The sequence below is a fragment of the Cupriavidus sp. 01T418 genome (assembly GCF_056398885.1).
In genome coordinates this window covers 132,474-155,626 of the sequence record NZ_JBFTQG010000006.1, presented here as the reverse complement: position 1 = coordinate 155,626, position 23,153 = coordinate 132,474, and the positions used below count along the sequence as shown (strand labels likewise).

Here is a 23,153-nt window from a genome sequence, read left to right as displayed (position 1 = left end):
GGCAACGCATGCTCCAGGCAAAAACCCCCGCCGGCTCGCGCCAGCGGGGGTTTTTGCTTACTACAGGTACAGCAGGCTGCCGTTTGGCAGGCCGGCAGATTTACATCATGCCGTCCATGCCGCCCATGCCACCCATGCCACCCGGCATTGCCGGAGCCGAGTCGTCCTTCGGCATTTCTGCAACTGCGCAGTCGGTGGTCAGCATCAGCGAAGCGACCGAAGCGGCGTTCTGCAGCGCGGTGCGGGTCACCTTGGTCGGGTCCAGCACGCCCATTTCCACCAGGTCACCGTACTCGCCGGTGGCGGCGTTGTAGCCGTAGTTGCCCTTGCCGTCGATGACCTTGGCCACGACGACCGAGGCTTCTTCACCAGCGTTCAGCACGATCTGGCGCAGCGGCTCTTCCATGGCGCGCAGCACGATCTTGATGCCGGCGTCCTGGTCGGGGTTGTCGCCGGTCAGGTTGGCGATGGCAGCGCGAGCGCGCAGCAGGGCCACACCGCCGCCGGGGACAATACCTTCTTCCACGGCTGCGCGGGTTGCGTGGAGTGCATCTTCCACACGTGCCTTCTTTTCCTTCATTTCGACTTCGGTGGCTGCGCCAACCTTGATCACTGCAACACCGCCGGCCAGCTTGGCCACGCGTTCCTGCAGCTTTTCACGGTCGTAGTCCGAGGTCGCTTCTTCGATCTGGGCACGGATCTGCTTCACGCGTGCTTCGATCGAGGCTGCGTCGCCGGCGCCGTCGATGATGATGGTGTTTTCCTTGCCGATCTCGATGCGCTTGGCTTGACCCAGTTCCTGCAGGGTTGCCTTTTCCAGCGTCAGGCCGATTTCTTCAGCGATCACTGCACCGCCGGTCAGGATGGCGATGTCTTCCAGCATGGCCTTGCGGCGGTCGCCGAAGCCCGGAGCCTTGACGGCAGCGGTCTTCAGGATGCCACGGATGTTGTTCACCACCAGGGTCGCCAGGGCTTCGCCTTCGACGTCTTCAGCGATGATCAGCAGCGGGCGGCCCGACTTGGCCACTTGCTCCAGCACCGGCAGCAGGTCGCGGATGTTCGAGATCTTCTTGTCGAACAGCAGCACGTACGGGTTGTCGAGGACGACAACTTGCTTTTCCGGGTTGTTGATGAAGTACGGCGACAGGTAGCCGCGGTCGAACTGCATGCCTTCCACGACTTCCAGCTCGTCGGCCAGCGACTTGCCGTCTTCCACGGTGATCACGCCTTCCTTGCCGACCTTGTCCATCGCTTCAGCGATCAGCTTGCCGATCACTTCGTCGCTGTTGGCGGAGATCGAGCCAACTTGGGCGATTTCCTTGCTGGTGGTGGTGGTCTTGGTCAGCTTCTTCAGCTCTTCGACCGCGTTCACCACAGCCTTGTCGATGCCGCGCTTCAGGTCCATCGGGTTCATGCCGGCGGCAACGTACTTCATGCCTTCGCGCACGATCGACTGGGCCAGCACGGTTGCGGTGGTGGTACCGTCACCGGCGTTGTCGCTGGTCTTGGAAGCCACTTCCTTGACCATCTGCGCGCCCATGTTCTGCAGCTTGTCCTTCAGCTCGATTTCCTTGGCCACGGACACACCGTCCTTGGTCACGGTCGGGCCGCCGAAGCTGCGCTCCAGCACAACGTTACGACCCTTCGGGCCCAGGGTAACCTTGACTGCGTTGGCGAGAATGTTCACGCCTTCGACCATCTTGGCACGGGCGGCGTCGCCGAATACTACGTCTTTAGCTGCCATGTTCTGAATCTCCTAAATCTGTACGAATGGAATGCGTGGATTACTTGTTCACCACAGCCATGATGTCTTCTTCACGCATGACCAGCAGTTCATCGCCGTCCACCTTCACGGCCTGGCCGGCATACTTGCCGAACAGCACGCGGTCACCCACCTTGACGTCGAGCGCGATCAAGGCACCCTTGTCATCCTTCTTGCCGGGGCCCACGGCCAGCACTTCACCTTGATCAGGCTTTTCGGCAGCGTTGTCGGGAATCACGATGCCGGATGCGGTCTTGGTTTCATTGTCCAGACGCTTCACGATCACGCGGTCGTGCAAAGGACGCAGATTCATACGGACTCCTTGGTACAAAAGTGATTTTAGGTTCACAAAAATGACCGCCAGCACTGACGGCCAGCAGAATTGGTGCGCCGGACGAGGCCTGTTAGCACTCATGCCCGACGAGTGCTAATTATAGGGACGGGGGGTTGCGTTTTCAAGTCAACGACTTGATACGTGTTTACCCTCAAGCCGTGTTTACTGTCGCTGGTGTCGAGATTCATTCAACTTTGAACTTTGTTCACTTAACTTTGAACTCCTCAGGGCATTGGCGGCAAGTCCGTGGCCGACAACTCATTAAAAATCAATAGGTTGCATCCACGTACGCACTCGTTGCGCGAGGGTCAACCCAGCGCCACCGGCGCGAGCCGACGGAGTCGCAAAAAGGTCAGCACGGCAAGCCGGTTGCGCCCGAAGTTCATCGGGCAGGTGGGCAAAACGCCCTTGGTGTAGTCGGCAAAGCCAGGCAAGCCAACCGATAAAGGCCACAGCGCTCGAAAAAGTCAACAGTAAGTCGCTCTGAAATCGGGCCGACGTTCCAGCCATGCTGGGCTCAGCAGGTGTCCGAGAATTCTGCGACTCCGAACCGGCATTCTCGGACCCCTGGAGGCGAAGTCGCCGGTCCTCTGCCGCCCTCGTGCCATAGCGTGATGACGAGGCATCTTCTCTCTCGGCGTAGTGGCGCTTGTCATCCACCTCGATGATCGGGAAGTAGAAGCAATTCCATGCGTTGACGGACCAATGCCGGGTTGAATTCGCGCAGAGCAGCAGCCTTGGTGCCGAAGTGCAAGTGGACCCGCGGAATCAGCGCAGAAAGGTCGAGCCTGAGCAGTGGAACGAATTGCTTGGAGTAAGAGTCTGGAAACGGGCGTACTCACCTTCTGTACCGGACGCTCGTGAGAAGAGGAACCTTCGGTTGCTTTGGCCGATGATCCACCTTTTTGCCGACCTGACGGCGGACGGCTCTTCCCGGCCATCTACCGACATTGGCCCACGCCATCAAGTGCTCGGTCGAACGTCGGCTGCTGCTCCGGACCGGACCTTCGAGCAGATATCAGCCGATCGGGTCATTGGGCAACATCGGCCGGCAAATGGTTAAACTAGAGCCTCTGGACCCTTCGAACCTAACTTGGCCATGCCCCTGTCAGTTGAGTTGCAGTGCTTCATATCGCGCTCCGCCTGGTCGGCTAATTTGACACAGGAGCAACTCGCTCGCGTCCAGAAAGATGCCTTTCAACGGTCGTATTCTGCCGGCGCCCTGGTCTGTCATCGCGGAGCCCCTGCGGATCATTGGCTAGGCGTGATCGAAGGGTTAGTCAAAGTCGATACGGTCTCGAAAGGTGGGCGGGCCACGACCTTCGCCGGCGTGCCGGCGGGTTCCTGGTTTGGCGAGGGAGCCCTATTAAAGGATGAACCTCGCCCATACTCGGTGGTAGCGCTGCGCGACAGCGAAGTCGGGTTTATTCCGCACAGCACGTTTGAGTGGCTGCTTGACAATAGCCATTCGTTCAGTCGATTTGTCATCGATCAACTCAATGCACGGTGTGGATACTACGTCGGTCTGGTTGGAAACCTCCGTTTGCAGAAAGCGTCTGCAAGAGTCGCTTTTTGTCTCGCTGAACTGTTCAATCCGCAACTCTTCGGCGTCACTGATCTGACGCTGGGTCTTTCGCAAGAAGAAATTGGACGTTTGTCCGGCCTTTCCAGGCAGAACACCAACCGGGCGCTTCACGAGCTCGCTGATGCGGGTCTTTTAACGATTGAATATGGCTCAGTTCGAATTCTTGACCTAACAGAGCTCCGAGATTTTGCGCATTCCGAAGATTGACCAGGCCGCATATGTGACTACGCGTCAGACAGCTTCGTAATGGCTTCCCGGCTGCCAGCCAGTGCTCGAAGTCGAAATTTCTGAATTTTTCCTGTGCCTGTCTTTGGCAGCGCGCCGTACACGATCCTCACAGGACACTTGTAGTGAGCGAGCCGCTCTCGACAGAACGTAATCAGCTCTCGTTCAGAAGGTGCATCGATACGCTGCCTCAATTCGACAAATGCGCAAGGCACTTCACCCCACCTGGCATCGGGCTGCGCCACCACTGCCGCGATGAGTACGGCCGGGTGCTGGTGCAATACTTCCTCCACCTCTACCGATGAAATATTTTCGCCGCCCGAAATGATGATGTCTTTGCAACGATCCGTGATCTGCATGTATCCGTCCGGGTGTACCACGGCAATATCGCCAGTGTGGAACCAGCCACCCTCGAAGGCGTTTCGCGTAGATTCCTCGTTCTTCAGATACCCTTTCATCATGACATTGCCCCGCAGCAGTATCTCTCCCTCGGTCTTTCCGTCCGCAGGAACTGACTCAAGCGTGGTTGGATTTGCTACTCGCACGGCTTCCAGTCCAGAGGCCCGATAACCTTGCCGCGCCTTCAGGCGCGCCTGCTCCTCGTTGGCCAATGCGCACCAGTCTGCCTGGATGAAGCAACTGACCGGCGTGCCGGAGGCTTCGGTGATGCCGTATACGTGCTCAACCTCGAATCCCAGCTCGCTGACAGATCTCAACACGGTTGCCGGGGGTGGGGACCCTGCCGTGCGCACGCGGACGATGCGAGGCAATGGACTACGCTCGCTGGCAGACGCGTCGGCCAATGCGGCCAGGACGATTGGCGCCGCACAAAAATGGTCGACCCCGTACTCGCGGATGGCTCGAAATATCCCTGCGGCATTGACTTTGCGCAGACAGACATGGGTGCCACCCGCTGCCGTGACTGCCCAGGCGAAGCACCAGCCGTTGGCGTGAAACATCGGTAGGGTCCAGAGATAGACCGGCCCGCGCGGCATGCCCCAATCAGTCAACTGGAGCATGCTCATAAGGTAGACCCCTCGGTGACTGACTACGACCCCTTTCGGGTCGGAGGTCGTGCCGGACGTGAAGTTCAACGCGATAGCTTCCCATTCGTCCGTGGGCCATACGCCTTTGAAGTCTGGATCACCCTCTCCAAGCAATTGCTCATAGTCGAGCTCACCTATCGATGCTGCCGGCGGCGCTTCGAGATCGGCAATGTCAATCACGAGTGGCCTGTCTGGAACTTGCTCTAGCGCGTCTGCAGCAAGGGCGGCAAATTCACGATCCACGAAAAGAACCTTACATTCCCCATGAAGCAGGATGAACCGAATGCCGTCAGCATCCAGCCTGCAGTTGATCGTGTTGAGGACAGCTCCGCTTAGCGGCACCCCGAAATGCGCCTCCACCAACGCGGGCGTATTAGGCGCAATGAGCGATACCGTGTCGCCGCGCTTGACACCTCGCCGGACGAGCGCGCTGGCCAGCCGGCGGCAGCGGCTGCGCGTCGCCGCCCAGGTCTGACGCATCTCGCCATGCACGATAGCAATATGCTCCGGAAATAAATCGGCGCATCGATCCAGTGAGTGCAGCGGTGTCAGCGGCACATGGTTGGCTTCGTTTCGATCGAGTCCGCGCTCGTAGATTTGGGTGGGCATGTCGTGTCTCCTCGTCTGATGTGAAAGTGTCCCGGATACAAGCGGTGCCACAGTGCAACCCCTGAATCGGAACGCTCGAACCTTGCGCTACCCCATCCAATCTAAACGTTGTGCTGGCCCGGAACTGTCCCGAACAAGACACTCCTTCGGTTCGTAGAGACGATCGGCTACCGGATGCCGATTGTCATGTTCGAGACAACATGTCCCGTTCTGCCCCGCTAGTCTTGTTCGCAAAGGCAATGCTGCCGCTCAAGGGAGTTGCCTGGGTTTGCCGACCGTGGAGACAAATGGAGTGACAGATGAAGAGAAGGGACACACCACCGGCGATGGATGCCGATGCGCTGCGCAAGGCCATCGAATGGGCGATCCTATCGCGTCGCAGCGTCAGGGCGTTTCTGCCCACGCCGGTTCCTCGAGAGACGGTGGAATCGATATTGGACATTGCGCGGTTTGCCGCCACAGGCGTCAACATCCAGCCTTGGCGCGTACACGTCGTCACGGGGCACGCCAAAGACCGCATCTGCGCTGCGATCCAGCGGGTTAATGACGATTCGGCCTTAGACGAGACATGCGCGGACGAATGGGACTACTACCCGCGCGAATGGATATCGCCATACCTTGAAAGAAAACGCGCTGTCGGTTGGACGCTATATGGGTTGCTTGGAATCGAAAAGGGCGACAAGGAACGAATGCAGGCCCAGCACAGCCGCAACTATCAATTCTTTGACGCGCCCATCGGCCTGTTCTTCACAATCGACCGCGTCATGCAGCAGGGTAGCCTGCTCGACTACGGGATGTTCCTGCAAAACATCATGATCGCCGCTCGTGCCCATGGCTTGAGCACATGCCCTCAAGCGGCATTTATGAAGTACCACAAAGTAATTTCGGAGCAACTCCGACTGGAGAAAACTGAGAGGTTCGTTGTCGGCATGAGTCTTGGATTTGCGGACGCCTCATGCATCGAGAACACCCTCGTTACGGAAAGAGCGGAGGTTGGCTCGTTCACCACGTTTTATTCGGATTAGCGGTGCGCTTGGGAAGCGGACGCCAGACGCCAGTCAGGGGCCCGCGTACCGAATGCATTAGCGGAGCGTCATATGAAAGGAAAACGGACATGCAGATCAGAGACAACGTTTTTGTAGTGACTGGGGCCGGTTCCGGCCTGGGAGCGGCCACGGCGAAGATGATCGTCGAGCGGGGCGGCAAGGTGGTCCTGGCGGACGTCAACCCCGAGGCAGGTGAGACCATCACCGCACAGCTAGGGCCAAATGCCCGATTCGTTGCCACCGACGTCGCCAGCGAACACAGCGCCCGGGCAGCTTTTGCAGCGGCCACGGAAATGGGACACCTCAGGGGACTCGTCAATTGCGCAGGCGTTGCGCCGGCGGAAAAGGTCATCGGCCGTGAAGGAACCCACAAGCTGGACGCGTTCGCCCGGACGATCAATATCAACTTGGTTGGTACTTTCAACATGACCCGCATTGCGGCGGAGATGATGAGTGCCTGCCCCCCAAAGACCTCCGGCGAGCGCGGCGTCATCATCTGCACAGCGTCGGTGGCCGCGTTTGAGGGGCAGGTGGGGCAGGCAGCCTACGCCGCTTCCAAAGGCGGCGTTGTCGCGATGACGTTGCCACTCGCGCGGGAACTCTCGCGCTGCGGCATCCGGGTTATGACAGTTGCTCCAGGCATCATGGAAACCCCCATGTTGCTCGGCATGGCCGCTGAAGTACAGGAGGCGCTCGGCAAAACGGTGCCGTTTCCAGCCCGGATGGGCAAGCCAGCCGAATACGCCGCTCTGGTGGAGCACATCCTCTTGAATGAATACCTGAACGGCGAGGTCATCCGCCTCGACGGCGCCATCCGTATGGCCGCCAAATAAACCGCATCCATTTTTTCAGCGAATAAGCAATGTCCAAAGATCCCGTAGTTATCGTATCTGTCGCCCGTACCCCTATTGGCAGCTTCCAGGGGGATCTCTCCAGTTGCACAGCGCCGCAGCTCGGTGCCGTTGCGGTAAAGGCCGCTATCCAGCGCGCTGGCGTTAGCGCCGACGAGGTGCAGGAACTCATCCTGGGTTGTGTGCTGCCTGCGGGCCTCGGCCAGGCCCCGGCGCGCCAGGCGGCCATCGGCGCCGGGCTACCCCTCTCGGTGGTCTGCTCCACTGTCAACAAAGTGTGCGGTTCCGGCATGAAAGCCGCCATGCTGGCCCATGATGTCCTGATGGCCAGCAGCAACGAGGTCATTGTTGCGGGTGGCATGGAGTCCATGACAAACGCTCCCTACTTCATCCCGAAGGCACGAGGGGGCTTCCGCCTTGGTCACGGACAGATTCTCGACCATATGTCCTTCGACGGCCTGGAAGATGCTTATTTCGATCGCGGCCGTCAAATGGGCATTTTCGCTGAAGAGTGCGCCAAGTCTTACGGCTTTTCTCGAGAAGATCAGGATGCCTACGCAATAAAGTCAACCACACGAGCCCAAGCCGCTATTCGGTCCGGTGCCTTCGCGTGGGAGGTCACCCCCGTGATGACCTCCAGCAAAAAAGGCGATGTTCTGGTGGAGCACGATGAGCAGCCGGGCAAAGCCAAACTGGACAAGATCACCAGTCTGAAACCCGCTTTCAAGACCGATGGCACAGTAACGGCGGCTAACTCCAGTTCGATTTCCGATGGTGCCGCCGCGCTGGTGCTGATGCGCCTCTCAAGTGCCGAGAGACTTGGGATCAAGCCTCTGGCCGCTATCGTCGGGCACGCCACCCACGCTCAAGAGCCGAGACTGTTTACCACCGCTCCCGCGGGCGCGATAGAGAAACTACTGTCCAGGATTGGATGGGGGACGTCCAGCGTAGATTTGTGGGAAATCAACGAGGCATTTGCAGTCGCCGTGATGGCTGCCATGCGGGACATGGCGCTCGATCACGACAAGGTCAACATACACGGCGGCGCCTGCGCCATCGGTCACCCTATCGGCGCTTCCGGAGCACGCATTCTAGTCACCTTGCTTGCGGCCCTCAGATTAACGGGCGGAAAGCGCGGAATTGCCAGCCTTTGCATCGGCGGTGGCGAAGCCACTGCCATCGCCATCGAGATGATTTAACGTAAGCGTCGGTCAGCCGGCGCACACTGTCACGCCTGCAAAGGGATGTAGCGATAGGTCATTTATCGCGCTTCGCCGGTTGGACTCGCATCGGGAGCTCTGCATGGACATACTTCAAGACATGCGCGTCTTTGTGCGCGTCGTCGAAGCCGGGAGCTTCACGGCGGTGGCGAACGGCATGGACACCACTCCTGGCCAGGCCTCACGCGCCGTTTCGGATCTGGAAGCACACCTTCGAACCCGACTGCTCAACAGGACCACACGACGCATCGCGCTGACTGAAGCTGGTGAGCGATATTACGATCATTGCATGCAGATTCTGGCACTGATCGAACAGGCTGAGGCGGAGGCTGGTGACGCACATGCGCGTCCGTTTGGGAAACTGAGGGTTCGAACTCCCGTCGGGTTTGGACAGAGTGATATGGCGGGGGGGGGCTCGAGTGGCCGTAAAGGGCACCGATTGCTCGCCGGCCAGCTTGATTGGTCGAATGGCGGTTGCACCTTCGAAGCAGCCGTTGCGGTGGCGCGATCTCGAACGGCAGTTCAGGGTCGGGAACCGCCAGCCAGAGCCGCTGAATCTCCTTCGGGTGGCCCCCTTTCGGCGAGCGATTGATTCAGTGCTCGCGGGTTTCCCCTCAATTCTGGGCGCGGATCGCGGTGAGACAATCCCGCCGTATCGCACGAATTAAGCATCGTAGCGATCCAATGCTCGCAGACCAACCGAAGGGAGATGAATATGCATCGCTTTGTCGCTCTTTCCGCTGTCCCAATCGCTTTTGCCTGTGGCTACCTTACAGCCCATACGGGACTGCCGCCGGCCCACGCGCAAATCCCGCCCGCCACATTGGCGCCGCAGATCATCAACTTGGTCGCCATGAGCAATGAAGACATCGGACCGCAGGTTCCCAATATGGGCACGCTACGTACGAAAGGGCTGGTGGCGACGCCACAAGGGACCGTTGCAGTGCAATCGGGCAACGTTCCGAAGCACTACCACACCAGCGCCGACGAGATCCAGTATGTCATTTCAGGAAAGGGCACATTCTGGCTGGGCAGTGAACAGCGCGAGGTCGGCCCGGGCGACCTGATTATCATTCCAAAGGGTGTCGCGCACGCGGGTTCGATCGCAACCAGCGGCGATTTCAAGGCGCTGGCAATCAAGTTGCCGCCGCAGGCTGCCGGGGATACCCATATGCTTCCCTGAAACATCAACGCACTGAAGGCAGAAACTCTGGCTCCCCCAAGAGGCCAGCTTGTTATCGCCCCCCTGTTCCCTCCAGCCGTGTCCTGGCGGCCAGTTGCTGCCGCCCAACCCGCCCCACAATGGCCGGCTCGATGACGATCATCGGCGCACCGCAGTGCCGGCAGACGAAGACCGCAGGGATAGCAACCCCGGGAGCGTCGGGCTGGGTGTCGGCCTCAGGCATGACGTCCAGCAGTTCACGGGCCTTGGCGAGACTGGCGCGGCGCACCGGGTTGGCGAGCAGGCCGTAGTGACGGATGCGATGGAAGCCGGCGGGCAGCACATGGAGCAGGAAGCGGCGCATGAACTCGCCGGTTTCGAGCGTCATGATCTTGTGGCGGGTGCGTCCCTTTGCGCGGTAGTCCTTCCAGCGGAAGGTGACACCGCGTTCATCGAAGGCGTCGTTCGACAGACGTCTACAAAATCCCCCAACTATCGTTGCGCAAGCCATCTGTGCTTGCCGTTACTTCTAACAACTGAAAGCGCTTTTCACATTGTGGAATTCCATCCGAATTTCCGCAGCGTTTTGTTTTCGTTCCTCGAAAACGCGTTCCACATCACGAAATTCATTGCCTATCTCATTGAAAAATAAGGATAAACAAACTCTTATGTCTTATATAAGACTCCACCGTGATGCGCCAGAGGCGCCATACAATGATTCCACGCTGCTTGCTTCGACATTCGTAGCGGCACACGCAACCCTTTCTTCAAACGCGCTTAGGAATATCGTATGGCCCAGTATCAAGACGACATCAAGGCAGTTGCTGGTTTGAAAGAGAACCACGGCAGCGCATGGAATGCCATCAACCCCGAGTATGCCGCCCGCATGCGTGCCCAGAACAAGTTCAAAACGGGCCTGGACATCGCCAAGTACACCGCCAGGATCATGCGCGCCGACATGGCCGCCTACGATGCCGACTCGTCCAAGTACACCCAGTCGCTGGGTTGCTGGCACGGCTTCATCGGCCAGCAGAAAATGATCTCCATCAAGAAGCACTTCAACAGCACCGACCGCCGCTACCTTTACCTGTCCGGCTGGATGGTGGCCGCGCTGCGCTCCGAGTTCGGCCCGCTGCCGGACCAGTCGATGCATGAAAAAACCTCCGTCAGCGCGCTGATCCGCGAGCTGTACACCTTCCTGCGCCAGGCCGACGCCCGTGAACTGGGCGGCCTGTTCCGCGAACTGGATGCTGCCCAAGGACCTGCCAAGGCCGCCATCCAGGAAAAAATCGACAACCACGTCACCCACGTTGTGCCCATCATCGCGGACATCGACGCGGGTTTCGGCAACGCCGAAGCAACGTACCTGCTGGCCAAGCAGTTCATCGAAGCGGGCGCATGCTGCATTCAGATCGAAAACCAGGTGTCCGACGAGAAGCAGTGCGGCCACCAGGATGGCAAGGTCACCGTGCCGCACGAGGACTTCCTGGCCAAGATCCGCGCCATCCGCTACGCCTTCCTGGAACTGGGCGTGGATGACGGCATCATCGTGGCCCGTACCGACTCGCTGGGAGCTGGCCTGACCAAGCAGATCGCCGTGACCAACACGACGGGCGACCTGGGCGATCAATACAATGCCTTCCTCGATTGCGAGGAATTGTCGGCCGACGAGCTGGGCAATGGTGACGTCATCATCAAGCGCGACGGCAAGCTGCTGCGCCCCAAGCGCCTGCCTAGCAACCTGTTCCAGTTCCGCGCCGGCACGGGCGAAGCGCGCTGCGTACTGGATTGCGTCACCGCACTGCAAAACGGCGCCGACCTGCTGTGGATCGAGACCGAAAAGCCGCATATCGCCCAAATCGGCGGCATGGTCAGCGAGATTCGCAAAGTCATCCCGAATGCCAAGCTGGTGTACAACAACAGCCCATCCTTCAACTGGACCCTGAATTTCCGCCAGCAGGTGTATGACGCGATGAAGGCCGCGGGCAAGGATGTGTCGGCATACGAGCGCACCCAACTGATGAGCGTGGAATACGATCAGACCGAACTGGCGAAGCTTGCCGACGAACAGATCCGGACCTTCCAGGCCGACGCGTCGCGCGAAGCAGGTATCTTCCACCATCTGATTACGCTGCCGACCTACCACACCGCCGCACTGTCGACCGACAACCTGGCCAAGGAATACTTCGGCGACCAGGGCATGCTGGGTTACGTGGCTGGCGTGCAGCGCAAGGAAATCCGCCAGGGCATCGCCTGCGTCAAGCACCAGAACATGTCCGGCTCGGACATCGGCGACGATCACAAGGAGTATTTCAGCGGCGAAGCGGCCCTGAAAGCGGCGGGTAAAGACAACACCATGAACCAGTTCTGATACCAGTAAAACCCCCAGGCAAAACGCCAACCCATAACGGGTTGGCGTTTTTTTTCCGCCGAGATGGCTCGCGGGGGGGCCTCATCGAACGATTTCTTGCGCGCCTACATGCGGAAACTGTACGTGTGGCTCGGTAGAGAACGACGGGCGGTGGATTCGCAGACGGCGATTCGATGAAGAAGCCTTGCGTGGCACCGGCACGCGTCGGGACCGCTTCGAGCAATCCGGAGCCGCCGCTTTTGAATTGGGCAGAGACGTTCGCAAAACTCGACCAAGGGTCTGGAGAAGGTCGAAAATGGGCAATCTGCTACAACGGGCGAACGGATCGGCTGGCTCATCGAGTTGCGCCACCGTTTGGTTTGCCAGAATACATTCTGCTCGCAGTACCACGGTGAACCGGCATCACAGCAACTCGACATCTGCCTCCATCACCACTGCCGCCCCCGCGCGAATCTCGGCGCACAATGCCAGTGTTTCCGGAAGCAGACGCTGGTAGTAGAAACGTGCAGTCGACAGCTTCGCGGTGTAGATCGGATCGCCAGACTCGAGCTTGCCCAGGGCAATCGCCGCCGCGCGAGCCCACATCCAGGCGAGCACCAGGTGTCCAAGCAGACGCAGGAATGGTGCAGCGGCAGCGCCTGCCGTGTGCGTGTTGCCCGTCGCATCCGAGAAGATGTCCCTGGTAGTGGCCTCCACTTCGCGGATCAAGTCACCCAGGGGTTGCGTGAATGCCTTGAGCGCGTCTACGCCGCCATGCTCGTCGACGAACGCCGAGACCACCTGCAGGAACTTCGCCAGGCGCCGGCCCTCGTCCGCAAGCACTTTCCGGCCCAACAGATCCATCGCCTGTACGCCGTTTGTTCCCTCATACAGGCCGACGATCCTCACGTCCCGCAGATGCTGCTCTACGCCGTTGTCCCGGATGTACCCATGCCCACCATAAACCTGCATGGCGAGTAGTGTCGATTCAACGGCGACATCGCTTGCCATAGCCTTCAACACCGGCGTCATCAGCCCGAGAAAATCAGTCGCCTGCTCGCGCACCATGGGATCCGGATGGATGCGTTGCATGTCACTCAACTGAGCCGTCCACAATGCGACGGCGCGCAGCCCTTCGACGTACGCTTTCTGCGTCAACAACATGCGCCGGACATCCGGGTGCCCGACGATGGGATCTGCCGTCATATTCGCCAGATTGCCACCCGTACGACCCTGCACGCGTTCTTTTGCATAGGCCAGCGCCTTCTGATACGCAGCCTGCATGACACCGATTGCGGTAATGCCAACCATGATTCTGGCGTGGTTCATCTGTACGAACATGGCCGCCAGACCTTTGTTCGCCTCGCCAAGCAACCAGCCAATCGCGTTGTCGAAATTGAGCGTACAGGTTGAATTCCCGTGAATGCCCATTTTTTCCTCGACGTTCCCGCATGTCACGCCATTGTGGCAGGTTGGTGATCCATCCTTGCCCACCTGGAGCTTGGGGACCAGGAAGAGCGAGATGCCCTTCACGCCTTTCGGAGCATCCGGCAACCGCGCCAGGACGAGATGCACGATGTTGTCCGTCAGGTCGTGATCGCCGCCCGAGATGAAGATCTTGGTGCCCGTGATCTCATAGCCGCCGTCTCCCACGGGGACTGCACGCGTGCGCAACAAGCCGAGATCGGTTCCCGCGTGCGGCTCGGTCAGGCACATGGTGCCGGCCCATTCACCCGATGCCAGTTTTGGAAGATATTGGGCCTTCAGCTTCTCCGAGCCATTCGCCTCGATGTTGACGTACGTCGCATGTGACATACCCGGATAGGCCGCCCATCCCATGTTGGCGCCGCTCAGCATCTCGGTGACGGCGCTATCGATCACCGATGGGAATCCCTGTCCCCCATACTCCGGGCTGCAGCCAAGGCCACACCATCCGCTTTCCGAAAACTGGCGATACGCGTTCACGAACCCGGGGGGTGTAGAGACCTTTCCCTCACTGTCGAGGCGGCATCCCGCAGTGTCGCCAATGGCATTCAGTGGCGCGATCACTTCATTCGAAAAAACGCCGGCCGCATCAAGGACCTGGTTGACAACATCGACATCGAACTCCGGCTGACCGCAAGCTTTGAACACTTCCGAAACCTGGAGAAGTTCATGCAGGACGAACTGAAAATCACGAACGGGGCTTTCGTAGACTGTCATAATTTTGGCGTGCTGCTTGAGTTGAATGGGATGAAATGGCGGCAATGGTTCGTTCCGGCTTCAACCCGCCGCGCATGCCGCTCGGACTTCCTGCGCTACGCGCGATACGAACCTGCCGGGAATAGTGAAAGCGATGCAGTGTCCTGTGAAACCACCACGGCTCAGAGCACTTCAAACAGGCCGGCAGCACCCATTCCGCCGCCAACGCACATCGTGACCACAACGTAGCGTGCCCCCCGCCGCTTTCCCTCGACGAGCGCGTGACCCACCAGACGGGAGCCAGTCATGCCGAACGGATGGCCGATGGAAATCCCTCCATCATTGACGTTCAACCTCGCGGGATCGATGCCCAGCTTTTCACGACAGTAGAGCACCTGACAAGCAAAGGCTTCGTTCAGCTCCCACAGGCCAATGTCGTCCACCTTCAGCCCGTGCTGCTTCAACAGTTTGGGTACGGCGAAGACCGGGCCGATCCCCATTTCCTCGGGCGCCAGCCCGGCTACCGCGACGCCGCGATATACACCCAGCGGCGTCAGTCCCCGCCGCTCGGCAAGAGCACGCTCGACGAGCACGCACGCCGACGCACCATCGGACAACTGACTGGCGTTCCCGGCGGTGATGCATCCCCCTTCCACTACCGGCTCAAGCTTGGCCAGCCCTTCGAACGTCGTATCGGGCCTGTTACCTTCGTCCCTGTCCAACGTGACCTGCCGATGCGAGACGGCTCCGGTCTTCTTGTCGGTAATGGCCATATTGGTCGTGATCGGTACGATCTCGGCATCGAACAGGCCCTTCTCCTGTGCAATAGCCGTGCGCCTCTGGGCTTCGAACGAATAGGCGTCCTGCGCTTCCCGGCTGATGCCATACCTTTTCGCAACGATCTCCGCGGTTTCCAGCATGGGAACGTAGGCATGTTCCACGCGGTCCACGAGTTCGCGATCCACCGTGTCGCCTATCCATTTGAAAAATGGCTGCAGCACGGCAGAGATATTCTCCTGTCCTCCACCGATGACGACATCCATCCCGTCGACCATGATCTGCTTGGCGGCTGTCGCGATTGCCATGAGCCCGGAGGCGCACTGCCGGTCAATGGTCTGGCCAGACACGGTGGCTGGCAGTCCCGCTGCAAGCGCGGCCAACCTGCCGATGTTCGAGCCCGCCGTACCCGCCGCCATGGCGGTGCCGACTACCACGTCTTCCACTTCACCTGCTTCGATGCCGGCGCGCAGCACTGCGTGATGAATCACGTGTCCCATCAGGGTCGGCGACTTGATGTCATTCAGCGCCCCTCGGAACGCACGTCCGATGCCTGTACGGGCAGTCGATATAATGACGGCTTCTCTCATTTTCGGTCTCCGGGCTGATCGATGTAATGTGGCAAGGGCGGCGGCTGCGCCGCGATCTTCACGCGGTTTGCAAGACGTAATCCCCCAGCATCTCGCGCACCTTGGTTTTCAGCATTTTTCCAGTGGCACCAAGCGGAATCGCGTCGACAAACACAACGTCGTCTGGCACTTGCCACTTTGCCGCCTTCGAGACGTAGAACCGAAGCAACTCTTCGCGCGACACTTCATGGCCCAGTCGCCTCATGACGACAAGAATCGGGCGTTCATTCCACTTGGGATGGGGTACGCCGACACAGGCGGCCATCTGTACGGCCGGATGCGCCATCGCGATATTCTCGATTTCTATGGAACTGATCCATTCTCCACCGGATTTGATAACGTCCTTGCTGCGGTCCGTGATATGCATGTAGCCGTCGGGGTCGATCGTCGCGATGTCACCGGTGCGGAACCAGCCATCCTTGAGCAGCGGGCCGGCTTCCGCCTTGAAATACTCCCTGACGACCCAGTGCCCCCTGACCTCCAGTTCGCCCTGGGTTTCGCCGTCCCAGGGAGCCTCGTTGCCATCGCCGCCGATCGTGCGCATGTCGAATCCAAATGCGACGCGCCCCTGCTTGAGTCGTCGCGCCTCCTGCGCCTCGGAAGGCAACCGCGCATGGTTGTGCTTGGGCGAGCTGGCCGTGCCGGTCGGACTTGTTTCGGTCATGCCCCATGCGTGGCGTGCATCTACGCCCTTCTCCTGAAAGGCCAGAATCATGCTGGAGGTTGCCGCGGCACCTCCGATCACCGCCATCTTCAGGGTTGAAAAATCCAGGCAATTGGCTTGTACATGATCAAGCAGCATTTGCCAGACTGTCGGGACCCCGGCCGTGCGCGTAACGCCTTCCTTTTCGATCAGTTCGTAGATGGATTTGCCATCCATGGCCGGGCCAGGCAGAACCAGCTTGCAGCCAGTCAGCATTGCCACGTACGGAATGCCCCAGGCATTCACATGAAACATGGGGACGACAGGGAGAACGGCATCGAGCGCCGATATTCCGAGCGCGTCCGGGAGTGGCATGGCATACGTGTGAAGCACGGTTGACCGATGGCTATACAGGACGCCCTTCGGGCTTCCAGTCGTGCCACTTGTGTAACACATGCTCGATGCGGTGCCTTCGTCGAACACCGGCCACTCGTATTGGTCGGAGTGACCGCCAATCCAGGCTTCATAGCTCTCGAGACCGGGAATACCGCTGTCCACTGGAAGTTCTTCTGGCTCGCAAAGCATCACGTACTTGCGGATGCTGTTGCACTTCGAATGAATCGCCTTGACCAGAGGCAGGAAGGAAGCGTCGAAGCAGAGAATCCTGTCTTCCGCGTGATTTGCAATCCAGGCGATCTGGTCAGGCGGGAGCCGCGGGTTGATGGTGTGAAGCACGCGTCCCGAGCTGGAAACACCGGCGTACAACTCCAGATGCCGGTACCCGTTCCACGCCAGTGTTGCAACCCGATCCGAGAAAGAGAGCCCTGCCGCATCGATGGCATGCCCGAGCTGATGCGAGCGCCTGGCAACGTCTCGCCATGTGTACCTGTGCAGGGTCCCATCGGAGCGCCTTGTTACAATCTCTCCCTGGGCATGGTGTCGCTCCGCATGATCGATCAGCGAAGAAATCAGCAGAGGATAGTTCTGCATCAGTCCAAGCATGCTGTCTCCTTGATTATGTTCTTCTTGGTTCCTGGCTCCTGGCTCCTGGCGTCAGGCCATGAGTTCTTCCTTCACGAAATCGAGCTTGTCTTGCCCGAAGAACATCTCGCCATTGACGAATGTGGTCGGGGCACCGAAAACGCCCCGCGCCACCGCCTCCTCCGTGGTTGCCTTCAAGGCCTCCTTGACTTGGGTGTCGTTGACGAGTGCATCGACCTGACCGGGTAACAGTCCCGCCTCCGACAACGTGCGGCTTGCGAGCGCCGGGTCGTTAAGGTCAAGATTGTCAATCCACATGGCCTTGAAGACCACGGCGAGCAATTTCTGGAAGAGTTCGGGGTGCCTCATCTGCGTTCCAGTGACGACACGCATGAGATGAAGCGTGATGATGGGAAAGTGGGAATTGCTTTTGAAGGGCACGCCATACCTGCGTGCATAGCGGCCATACTCCAGCTCCACGTAGCGCCCCTTTGCGGGAACCGAAACTGGAGATGCGTTCCCGGTCGCGCGAAAAACACCACCAAGTAGCATCGGTCTGAAGACGAGCGTGCCTCCTCTTTCAGCGCAGATCTTCGGTAGCTGTGTCCAGGCCAGGTACGCCGCAGGACTACCCACGTCGAAAAAGAACTCAACGATCTTGCTCATATGGTCTCCCCCATTGATTTACGGTCGTTYAGTAAACGAATACTATGTGACGAAATATGGTGTGTCAACGGTGGTGGATCAGGAGAAGTACCTATGCGCGATTGCGCTTCGAGCGCGGCACCCACGGCTTGCCACGCGTTTTTACCAAACGATCGTCATGCTAAAATCTTCGGATCCATAGCCATATGAGGTACCTCGAAATGCGCTACTCAAGCACCCACAAGCAGGAGACACGGGAGAAGCTTCTGGACAGCAGCAGGGCCATCGCAAAGAGCGGCGGTTTCGGCTCCACGGGGATAGACGCTCTGATGGCAGCCATTGGACTTACTGGGGGCGCCTTCTATAGTCACTTTGGCTCCAAGGCCGAGTTGTTCGCGGAGATCCTCGAACTCGAACTGGCGAACAGCAGCAGGATGCTGGCGGGAACATCCGACGAAGGCTTCGACAAGTGCATCCGGAATTATCTAAGTAACTGGCACGCGCAACATCCTGAATCAGGCTGTGTGTTGCCCGCCTTGGGGGCCGAGATTGCCAGATCCAATCCGGAGGTCCGCGGCATTGTCGAGCGGAGCGCGAAGGGGCTCCACAGCGAATGGCAAAAACGGTTGGGGGACTCCGATACAGCCTGGGCCTTACTTGCCCAGTGTGTGGGAGCTATCCTGCTGTCCCGCGTGATGGAAAGTGAAAAGACACGGCAGCAAGTTCTCGCGTCAAGCCGCCATTTCCTCGGGGAGACAATCGAACAACTAGAGGCGCTCCGAAAAAGCTGACCGCCCGCCTGACGCCGGGACCGCCGATAAAGCAACGTCCTTTTACCCTAACGATCACTCACCTGAATAGGAGACTGAGATCGGGCCACGGCTGTCGCGCATATCCGGCCTGGCGCCGCGCGCGATTAATGGATTCATGATCTCGGTGCGATATCCGGAGCGCCTCCGCTGCCATTCAAATTTGCATGAATACACTGCGAATTAGTTGATTTACGAAAATTAACGCATGGCCAAGAATGGTGACATCCACCCACCACATCCATCCCGGGAGTTCACCATGTCACAAGCCCTCATGCAGGCCCTCGTCGTCGAAGCCGCCGGCGCGCCGTTCTCCACCGTCCAGCTGCCCCGGCCGGAGGCCGGCCCCGGCCAGGTGCTGGTGCGCATCCAGGCCAGCGGCGTTAACCCGCTCGACACCAAGATACGTGCAGGCGAGGCAGCGCACGCCCGCCACCCCTTCCCCGCCGTGCTGGGGCTGGATATGGCGGGCGTGGTCGAATCGGCCGGCGCGGGCGTAACGGCCTTTGCCCCCGGCGACGAGGTGTATGGCATGACCGGCGGCGTGGGCGGACTGCAAGGCTCGCTCGCGCAGTACGCCGCAGTGGACGCCGATCTGCTGGCGCGCAAGCCCGCCAACCTTTCGATGCGCGAAGCCGCCGCTCTGCCGCTGGTGTTCATCACAGCCTGGGAAGGCCTGGTCGACCGGGCGCGGGTGCAAGCCGGGCAGAAGGTGCTGGTGCATGGCGGTGCGGGCGGCGTCGGGCACATCGCGGTGCAGATCGCCCGTGCGCTCGGCGCGCAAGTCTATGCCACCGGCTCGGCCGGCCATCGGGAGATCATCGAAGGCTACGGCGCCACCGCGATTGACTTCGCGGCGGAATCGGTCTCGCAGTATGTCGATCAGTACACGGCCGGCGAAGGATTCGACTTGGTCTATGACACCGTGGGCGGAGCGGTGCTGGACAACGCCTTCCTCGCCGCGCGCACCTACGGCGGCCATGTCGTCAGTTGCCTGGGCTGGGGCACGCACTCGCTGGCGCCGCTGTCGTTCCGCGCCGCCACGTATTCGGGCGTGTTCACCCTGATGCCGATGCTGACCGGCAAGGGACGCGCCCACCATGGCGAGATCCTGCGCGAAGCGACGCGGCTGGCCGAGGCCGGAAAGCTCACCGTACGGCTCGACCCGCGCCGCTTTCAACTCGGCAATGCGATCGAGGCGCACCGCGCCATCGAGACCGGCACGGCAAACGGCAAGCTGGTGGTGGAGATAACCGAGGGTTGAGCGAGCCGCGCTAGCCGCCGCCCAGCCGCTCGATCGTGGCATCCATGAATGCACGCAACCGGCCCAGGCGGCGCAAATCGCGGTGATAGCCCGCCCAGACATCGCGCCGCGGCGGCGCCTCGCCCAGGTCGATGGCCTGCAGGCCGCCGAGACGCTCGGCCAGCAGGCAGGGCAATACCGCCAACCCGGCGCCGGCCGCGCACATCTTTGCCTGCGCCTCGCGGCTGTTGCTGCCGAACGCTACCCTGGCCCTGGGCAGGAGTTTGCGCATCCAGGCCACGTCGGGCAGGTCGGCGAGGCCGGTATCCAGCGTCAGCAAGGCATGGCCCTGGCCATCGCCGGGGCGCGGCGGCGCCACGCCGGGCGCCGAATAGAGCGCGTAATCCATCTGCATCAGTTTGCGTTGCACGATATCGACTTCATCGAACGGGCGGACGCGGAACACCAGGTCGGCCTCGCGGCGCGCCAGGCTGAGCAGGCGCGCATCGGTCAACAGTTCCACCGCGACGCGCGGATGCGCGCGGATGAAGTCCGCGATCACCGGTGTCAGCATATGCACGCCAAACCAGTCGGACGACGAAATCCGCAACATGCCATCCAGTTCCCCGGCCTGGCCGGACAACTGGCGCTCAAAGGCGATGGCTTCTTCCTCGATGCGCTCCGCGTGGGCGAATACGGCGGCACCCTCGTCGGTCAGCGCAAAGCCATCGCTGGTGCGCTGGAACAAGGCGTGCCCGACGGCTTCCTCCAGCGCCTTGAGCCTGCGTCCCATGGTCGGCTGGGTCTGCCCGATCATGCGCGCGGCGCCGCCCAGGGTGCCGGCCCGGGCAATCGCCAGGAAGACTTTGATATCGCTCCAGTCCATCTGGGGAATTTGCTGGCCTTGAAGTTGAGGAGGATGGAAATTCGGCGCGGCAAAGCAATCGCAAGCGGCTGCGCGATGATGACACGACGGGGTGACGCGAACAATGGACGCGCTCCGGCATGCAGCCCGCAGCGTCGCGCCTTGCGGTCGTCTTGCAGCGCAATGCAACAGCCAACTGCCGTCGCAGGCCGCAGCAATGCCGGGTCAGCGAATCACGAGGATGCGTTCAGTGCGTCTGTCTCRCMGCGTCCCGGGCTTCGATTTGCTCCGCGCGGCGAGTTCTCCGGAAGGCATTTCCCGCGGCGGCGCGGCAATCGGCACCGTGATCACGGCAAACAGGGAAAAGGGGCACCAGAAGGACGGCTTGAAGCGACTCATTCTGCGATTGACGATGGCGCCGGCAAAATACGAAAAGACATTGAGAAACGCAGGGACTGGCAAGCGAGACGCCATCCCCACGCTGCTTCACAGGATCGRGAAGCCGTATCCATCTTACCGGCCCGGGCGGCCAATGGTTGAACCCGTCATCAACTATTCACGGAACACCCTGACGGTTCGATCTCGCCGGCCTTACCTGCCGGCTCGCACCTGGGCGGCCCCCCGTCCAGGTGCGGTGCTGCCTATTGCACGGCACCCCCTTCGTGCGTCTTGCGTTTTGCAGGCCGCCCCGTCTTTACCGTCTCGACCTGGGCCACAACCGCCAGCAATTGCCGCTCCGGCAGGGACTCCAGCATCTTGAGTCCGGCCCTGAGCAATTCGCTCTTCTTCACGTGAGCGCCGCCGTTCAGGCACCGGCGCTTGAGTTCCGCCAGTTTTTCATAGTCCCAGTCCGGCATGGTGAAGCTGTCGCGCACAACCTTGGTCTTGCCTGCGTCCTGGGCCGCCTTGCCGCTACGCTCCGCGCGCTGTTTCTTTCCCGGCTTCGCGACGGCGTCCTTCACCTGGGTCGTGGCAGCGCCGTTGCCTGCGCGCGCTGTCCCGGCGGGTGTCTTCGCGGACTTGCCTTTTATCTTTTCCGGCTTCCCGGCGGTGCCCGCCTTCTTTAGCGCCTCGCCCTTGCCGGGCTTTGCTGCCGCCTGACCCGGTGCCGCAACTGGTGCCGGCGTGCGCGTTCGCCGATTCGAAGTCGTTGCCATGGCCCCACCCTATCGAGTTTGTGTAAAAACAGTATATACCGTTAATACCGATGATTTTCGCTTGACCATGCAGGTGAGACGGGGCCGGGCAGATACGGAGTTCGTCAAAAAACCTGCCATCCCCACGATCGGGAAAGGTATCTGCTGGCCCCCGGCTGGATCTTAAGCGCCGCTTATTTCAATCGTGCGACGATGCGCAACGCGCGTGGCGCTCAGGGCAGGTGCGCCTGCGCGGGGAATCGGGCAGGACGGTGGATCGCGCCGTCAAGCGGGATCGGTGCGGAACCAGCCGGTCAGCGCCCAGCGGGTCTTGTGGCAGGGCAGCACCTCGTGCGGGACGAGATCGCTGCGAAACACTACCAGCCGCGCGCGTTTGGGCAGCACGCGATGCAGTCCGGCGGCACCGCCATCGCGGGCGTGGATCGCAAGCTCACCGCCGTCGCGCTCGTCCCATTCGGGATTGAGATACAGCACCAGCGAAATCTTCCGGTGCAGCGTCCCGCGGTGCTGGTCGATGTGTTTCTTGTAGGCAGTGCCCACGGGATAGTGCGAGAAGTGAAATTCCTCCCGCTTCAAGCCCAGGAAGTACCTGCTGTTCAACTCCGCGCGGAACGCCGCCGCCCACGCCTGGAAATCCTGCCCGGCCTGCCCGGCAGGCGCGTCGTCCAGCCACAGGATGGAGTCGCCGCGAATGCCGGATTCGCGCGCGGTTTCCTCGCCTCGCCCGATGCGGGCGGGGTGGAACAGGCCGGCCTCCCAGGCCGCGCGGCTCTCGCCATGCAGCCGCGCTGCCAGCGTGGCATCGACCAGGTCATCGGAAACGGCCCAGCCCTGCTCTTCGAGGGTGACAAACAGACTTTCCAGGGCGGACATGAGTAGTGGATTTCGTGCTTGGGGGAAATGTCACGGCGAACGTCAAAAACGAAAAAGGCCGCCTGAACAGCGGGAGGCCCTTGCCGCGCAAGCGGCAATTTTAGCAGCGGGTGCAAGCTTCAGTTTTGGCAGCGGGCCGCAGGCGTCAATTCCAGCGGCC

At 60.4% G+C, this 23,153-nt stretch carries 18 protein-coding genes and 2 pseudogenes; 9 read left to right on the top strand and 11 right to left on the bottom strand.

Features of this window, described 5'->3' with window-relative positions; genetic code table 11:
• Positions 1-100: 100 nt before the first annotated feature.
• Positions 101-1,744 carry a chaperonin GroEL gene (groL, locus tag AC1DQ3_RS09485; RefSeq protein ID WP_477119929.1) on the bottom strand — a complete coding sequence of 548 codons (1,644 nt, stop codon included), beginning with the start codon at positions 1,742-1,744 and terminating at the stop codon, positions 101-103.
• 40 nt (positions 1,745-1,784) lie between these two features.
• Positions 1,785-2,075: a co-chaperone GroES gene (gene groES, locus AC1DQ3_RS09480; RefSeq protein WP_477119928.1), complete on the bottom strand. Its 291-nt coding sequence runs from the start codon at positions 2,073-2,075 to the stop codon at positions 1,785-1,787.
• A 1,120-nt stretch (positions 2,076-3,195) separates the two neighbouring features.
• Here groES and AC1DQ3_RS09475 point away from each other — a divergent pair.
• Positions 3,196-3,888, top strand: a complete 693-nt coding sequence (locus AC1DQ3_RS09475; protein ID WP_477120033.1) for a Crp/Fnr family transcriptional regulator — start codon at positions 3,196-3,198, stop codon at positions 3,886-3,888.
• 17 nt (positions 3,889-3,905) lie between these two features.
• On the opposite strand, the gene AC1DQ3_RS09470 is transcribed toward AC1DQ3_RS09475, so the two are convergent.
• Positions 3,906-5,561 carry an AMP-binding protein gene (locus AC1DQ3_RS09470; RefSeq protein WP_477119927.1) on the bottom strand — a complete coding sequence of 552 codons (1,656 nt, stop codon included), beginning with the start codon at positions 5,559-5,561 and terminating at the stop codon, positions 3,906-3,908.
• A 299-nt stretch (positions 5,562-5,860) separates the two neighbouring features.
• Here AC1DQ3_RS09470 and AC1DQ3_RS09465 point away from each other — a divergent pair, with 299 nt between their 5' ends.
• The 5 genes and pseudogenes from AC1DQ3_RS09465 to AC1DQ3_RS09445 all read left to right on the top strand — a co-directional run bounded on the left by AC1DQ3_RS09465 (position 5,861) and on the right by AC1DQ3_RS09445 (position 9,861).
• Positions 5,861-6,586, top strand: a complete 726-nt coding sequence (locus tag AC1DQ3_RS09465) for a nitroreductase (RefSeq protein ID WP_477119926.1) — start codon at positions 5,861-5,863, stop codon at positions 6,584-6,586.
• A gap of 89 nt (positions 6,587-6,675) precedes the next feature.
• On the top strand, positions 6,676-7,440 hold the full coding sequence (locus tag AC1DQ3_RS09460; RefSeq protein ID WP_477119925.1) for an SDR family NAD(P)-dependent oxidoreductase: 765 nt from the start codon (positions 6,676-6,678) through the stop codon (positions 7,438-7,440).
• Positions 7,441-7,469: 29 nt separating this feature from the next.
• On the top strand, positions 7,470-8,657 hold the full coding sequence (locus AC1DQ3_RS09455) for an acetyl-CoA C-acyltransferase (protein ID WP_477119924.1): 1,188 nt from the start codon (positions 7,470-7,472) through the stop codon (positions 8,655-8,657).
• A gap of 103 nt (positions 8,658-8,760) precedes the next feature.
• Positions 8,761-9,072, top strand: a pseudogene (locus AC1DQ3_RS09450) (LysR family transcriptional regulator); the annotation flags it as partial.
• A gap of 321 nt (positions 9,073-9,393) precedes the next feature.
• On the top strand, positions 9,394-9,861 hold the full coding sequence (locus AC1DQ3_RS09445; protein ID WP_477119923.1) for a cupin domain-containing protein: 468 nt from the start codon (positions 9,394-9,396) through the stop codon (positions 9,859-9,861).
• Between the two features lie 52 nt (positions 9,862-9,913).
• On the opposite strand, the pseudogene AC1DQ3_RS09440 reads toward AC1DQ3_RS09445, so the two are convergent.
• Positions 9,914-10,282 (bottom strand): annotated as a pseudogene (locus AC1DQ3_RS09440) (transposase); the annotation flags it as partial.
• 348 nt (positions 10,283-10,630) lie between these two features.
• Here AC1DQ3_RS09440 and AC1DQ3_RS09435 point away from each other — a divergent pair.
• Entirely contained in the window at positions 10,631-12,211 is a 1,581-nt protein-coding gene (locus tag AC1DQ3_RS09435; RefSeq protein WP_477119922.1) for an isocitrate lyase, read from the top strand.
• Between the two features lie 402 nt (positions 12,212-12,613).
• On the opposite strand, the gene AC1DQ3_RS09430 is transcribed toward AC1DQ3_RS09435, so the two are convergent.
• The 4 genes from AC1DQ3_RS09430 to AC1DQ3_RS09415 all read right to left on the bottom strand — a co-directional run bounded on the left by AC1DQ3_RS09430 (position 12,614) and on the right by AC1DQ3_RS09415 (position 18,067).
• Positions 12,614-14,392: an acyl-CoA dehydrogenase C-terminal domain-containing protein gene (locus AC1DQ3_RS09430; RefSeq protein ID WP_477119921.1), complete on the bottom strand. Its 1,779-nt coding sequence runs from the start codon at positions 14,390-14,392 to the stop codon at positions 12,614-12,616.
• Positions 14,393-14,553: 161 nt separating this feature from the next.
• The gene (locus AC1DQ3_RS09425; RefSeq protein ID WP_477119920.1) at positions 14,554-15,738 is read right to left on the bottom strand and encodes an acetyl-CoA C-acyltransferase; all 1,185 of its coding nucleotides are present in this window, start codon (positions 15,736-15,738) and stop codon (positions 14,554-14,556) included.
• Positions 15,739-15,796: 58 nt separating this feature from the next.
• Positions 15,797-17,422 (bottom strand): 3-(methylthio)propionyl-CoA ligase, encoded by a 1,626-nt coding sequence (locus AC1DQ3_RS09420; protein ID WP_477119919.1) that lies wholly within the window; start codon positions 17,420-17,422, stop codon positions 15,797-15,799.
• A 51-nt stretch (positions 17,423-17,473) separates the two neighbouring features.
• Entirely contained in the window at positions 17,474-18,067 is a 594-nt protein-coding gene (locus tag AC1DQ3_RS09415; protein WP_477119918.1) for a 2-hydroxychromene-2-carboxylate isomerase, read from the bottom strand.
• 185 nt (positions 18,068-18,252) lie between these two features.
• Here AC1DQ3_RS09415 and AC1DQ3_RS09410 point away from each other — a divergent pair, with 185 nt between their 5' ends.
• Both AC1DQ3_RS09410 and AC1DQ3_RS09405 read left to right on the top strand, forming a co-directional pair.
• Entirely contained in the window at positions 18,253-18,837 is a 585-nt protein-coding gene (locus AC1DQ3_RS09410; protein ID WP_477119917.1) for a TetR/AcrR family transcriptional regulator, read from the top strand.
• 277 nt (positions 18,838-19,114) lie between these two features.
• Positions 19,115-20,119: a zinc-dependent alcohol dehydrogenase family protein gene (locus AC1DQ3_RS09405; protein WP_477119916.1), complete on the top strand. Its 1,005-nt coding sequence runs from the start codon at positions 19,115-19,117 to the stop codon at positions 20,117-20,119.
• 10 nt (positions 20,120-20,129) lie between these two features.
• On the opposite strand, the gene AC1DQ3_RS09400 is transcribed toward AC1DQ3_RS09405, so the two are convergent.
• The 3 genes from AC1DQ3_RS09400 to AC1DQ3_RS09390 all read right to left on the bottom strand — a co-directional run bounded on the left by AC1DQ3_RS09400 (position 20,130) and on the right by AC1DQ3_RS09390 (position 22,993).
• Entirely contained in the window at positions 20,130-20,984 is an 855-nt protein-coding gene (locus AC1DQ3_RS09400) for a LysR family transcriptional regulator (protein ID WP_477119915.1), read from the bottom strand.
• A gap of 620 nt (positions 20,985-21,604) precedes the next feature.
• A complete protein-coding gene (locus AC1DQ3_RS09395; RefSeq protein ID WP_477119914.1) occupies positions 21,605-22,120 on the bottom strand; it encodes a hypothetical protein in 516 nt (171 codons plus the stop codon).
• Between the two features lie 264 nt (positions 22,121-22,384).
• Positions 22,385-22,993 (bottom strand): 2OG-Fe(II) oxygenase, encoded by a 609-nt coding sequence (locus AC1DQ3_RS09390; protein ID WP_477119913.1) that lies wholly within the window; start codon positions 22,991-22,993, stop codon positions 22,385-22,387.
• Positions 22,994-23,153: the final 160 nt, after the last annotated feature.

Excerpts from the sequence above, each read along its gene's own strand:
- groL (WP_477119929.1), bottom strand. The coding sequence starts at position 1,744 with ATGGCAGCTAAAGACGTAGTATTCGGCGACGCCGCCCGTGCCAAGATG.
- groES (WP_477119928.1), bottom strand. The coding sequence starts at position 2,075 with ATGAATCTGCGTCCTTTGCACGACCGCGTGATCGTGAAGCGTCTGGAC.
- AC1DQ3_RS09475 (WP_477120033.1), top strand. The coding sequence starts at position 3,196 with ATGCCCCTGTCAGTTGAGTTGCAGTGCTTCATATCGCGCTCCGCCTGG.
- AC1DQ3_RS09470 (WP_477119927.1), bottom strand. The coding sequence starts at position 5,561 with ATGCCCACCCAAATCTACGAGCGCGGACTCGATCGAAACGAAGCCAAC.
- AC1DQ3_RS09465 (WP_477119926.1), top strand. The coding sequence starts at position 5,861 with ATGAAGAGAAGGGACACACCACCGGCGATGGATGCCGATGCGCTGCGC.
- AC1DQ3_RS09460 (WP_477119925.1), top strand. The coding sequence starts at position 6,676 with ATGCAGATCAGAGACAACGTTTTTGTAGTGACTGGGGCCGGTTCCGGC.
- AC1DQ3_RS09455 (WP_477119924.1), top strand. The coding sequence starts at position 7,470 with ATGTCCAAAGATCCCGTAGTTATCGTATCTGTCGCCCGTACCCCTATT.
- AC1DQ3_RS09445 (WP_477119923.1), top strand. The coding sequence starts at position 9,394 with ATGCATCGCTTTGTCGCTCTTTCCGCTGTCCCAATCGCTTTTGCCTGT.
- AC1DQ3_RS09435 (WP_477119922.1), top strand. The coding sequence starts at position 10,631 with ATGGCCCAGTATCAAGACGACATCAAGGCAGTTGCTGGTTTGAAAGAG.
- AC1DQ3_RS09430 (WP_477119921.1), bottom strand. The coding sequence starts at position 14,392 with ATGACAGTCTACGAAAGCCCCGTTCGTGATTTTCAGTTCGTCCTGCAT.
- AC1DQ3_RS09425 (WP_477119920.1), bottom strand. The coding sequence starts at position 15,738 with ATGAGAGAAGCCGTCATTATATCGACTGCCCGTACAGGCATCGGACGT.
- AC1DQ3_RS09420 (WP_477119919.1), bottom strand. The coding sequence starts at position 17,422 with ATGCTTGGACTGATGCAGAACTATCCTCTGCTGATTTCTTCGCTGATC.
- AC1DQ3_RS09415 (WP_477119918.1), bottom strand. The coding sequence starts at position 18,067 with ATGAGCAAGATCGTTGAGTTCTTTTTCGACGTGGGTAGTCCTGCGGCG.
- AC1DQ3_RS09410 (WP_477119917.1), top strand. The coding sequence starts at position 18,253 with ATGAGGTACCTCGAAATGCGCTACTCAAGCACCCACAAGCAGGAGACA.
- AC1DQ3_RS09405 (WP_477119916.1), top strand. The coding sequence starts at position 19,115 with ATGTCACAAGCCCTCATGCAGGCCCTCGTCGTCGAAGCCGCCGGCGCG.
- AC1DQ3_RS09400 (WP_477119915.1), bottom strand. The coding sequence starts at position 20,984 with ATGGACTGGAGCGATATCAAAGTCTTCCTGGCGATTGCCCGGGCCGGC.
- AC1DQ3_RS09395 (WP_477119914.1), bottom strand. The coding sequence starts at position 22,120 with ATGGCAACGACTTCGAATCGGCGAACGCGCACGCCGGCACCAGTTGCG.
- AC1DQ3_RS09390 (WP_477119913.1), bottom strand. The coding sequence starts at position 22,993 with ATGTCCGCCCTGGAAAGTCTGTTTGTCACCCTCGAAGAGCAGGGCTGG.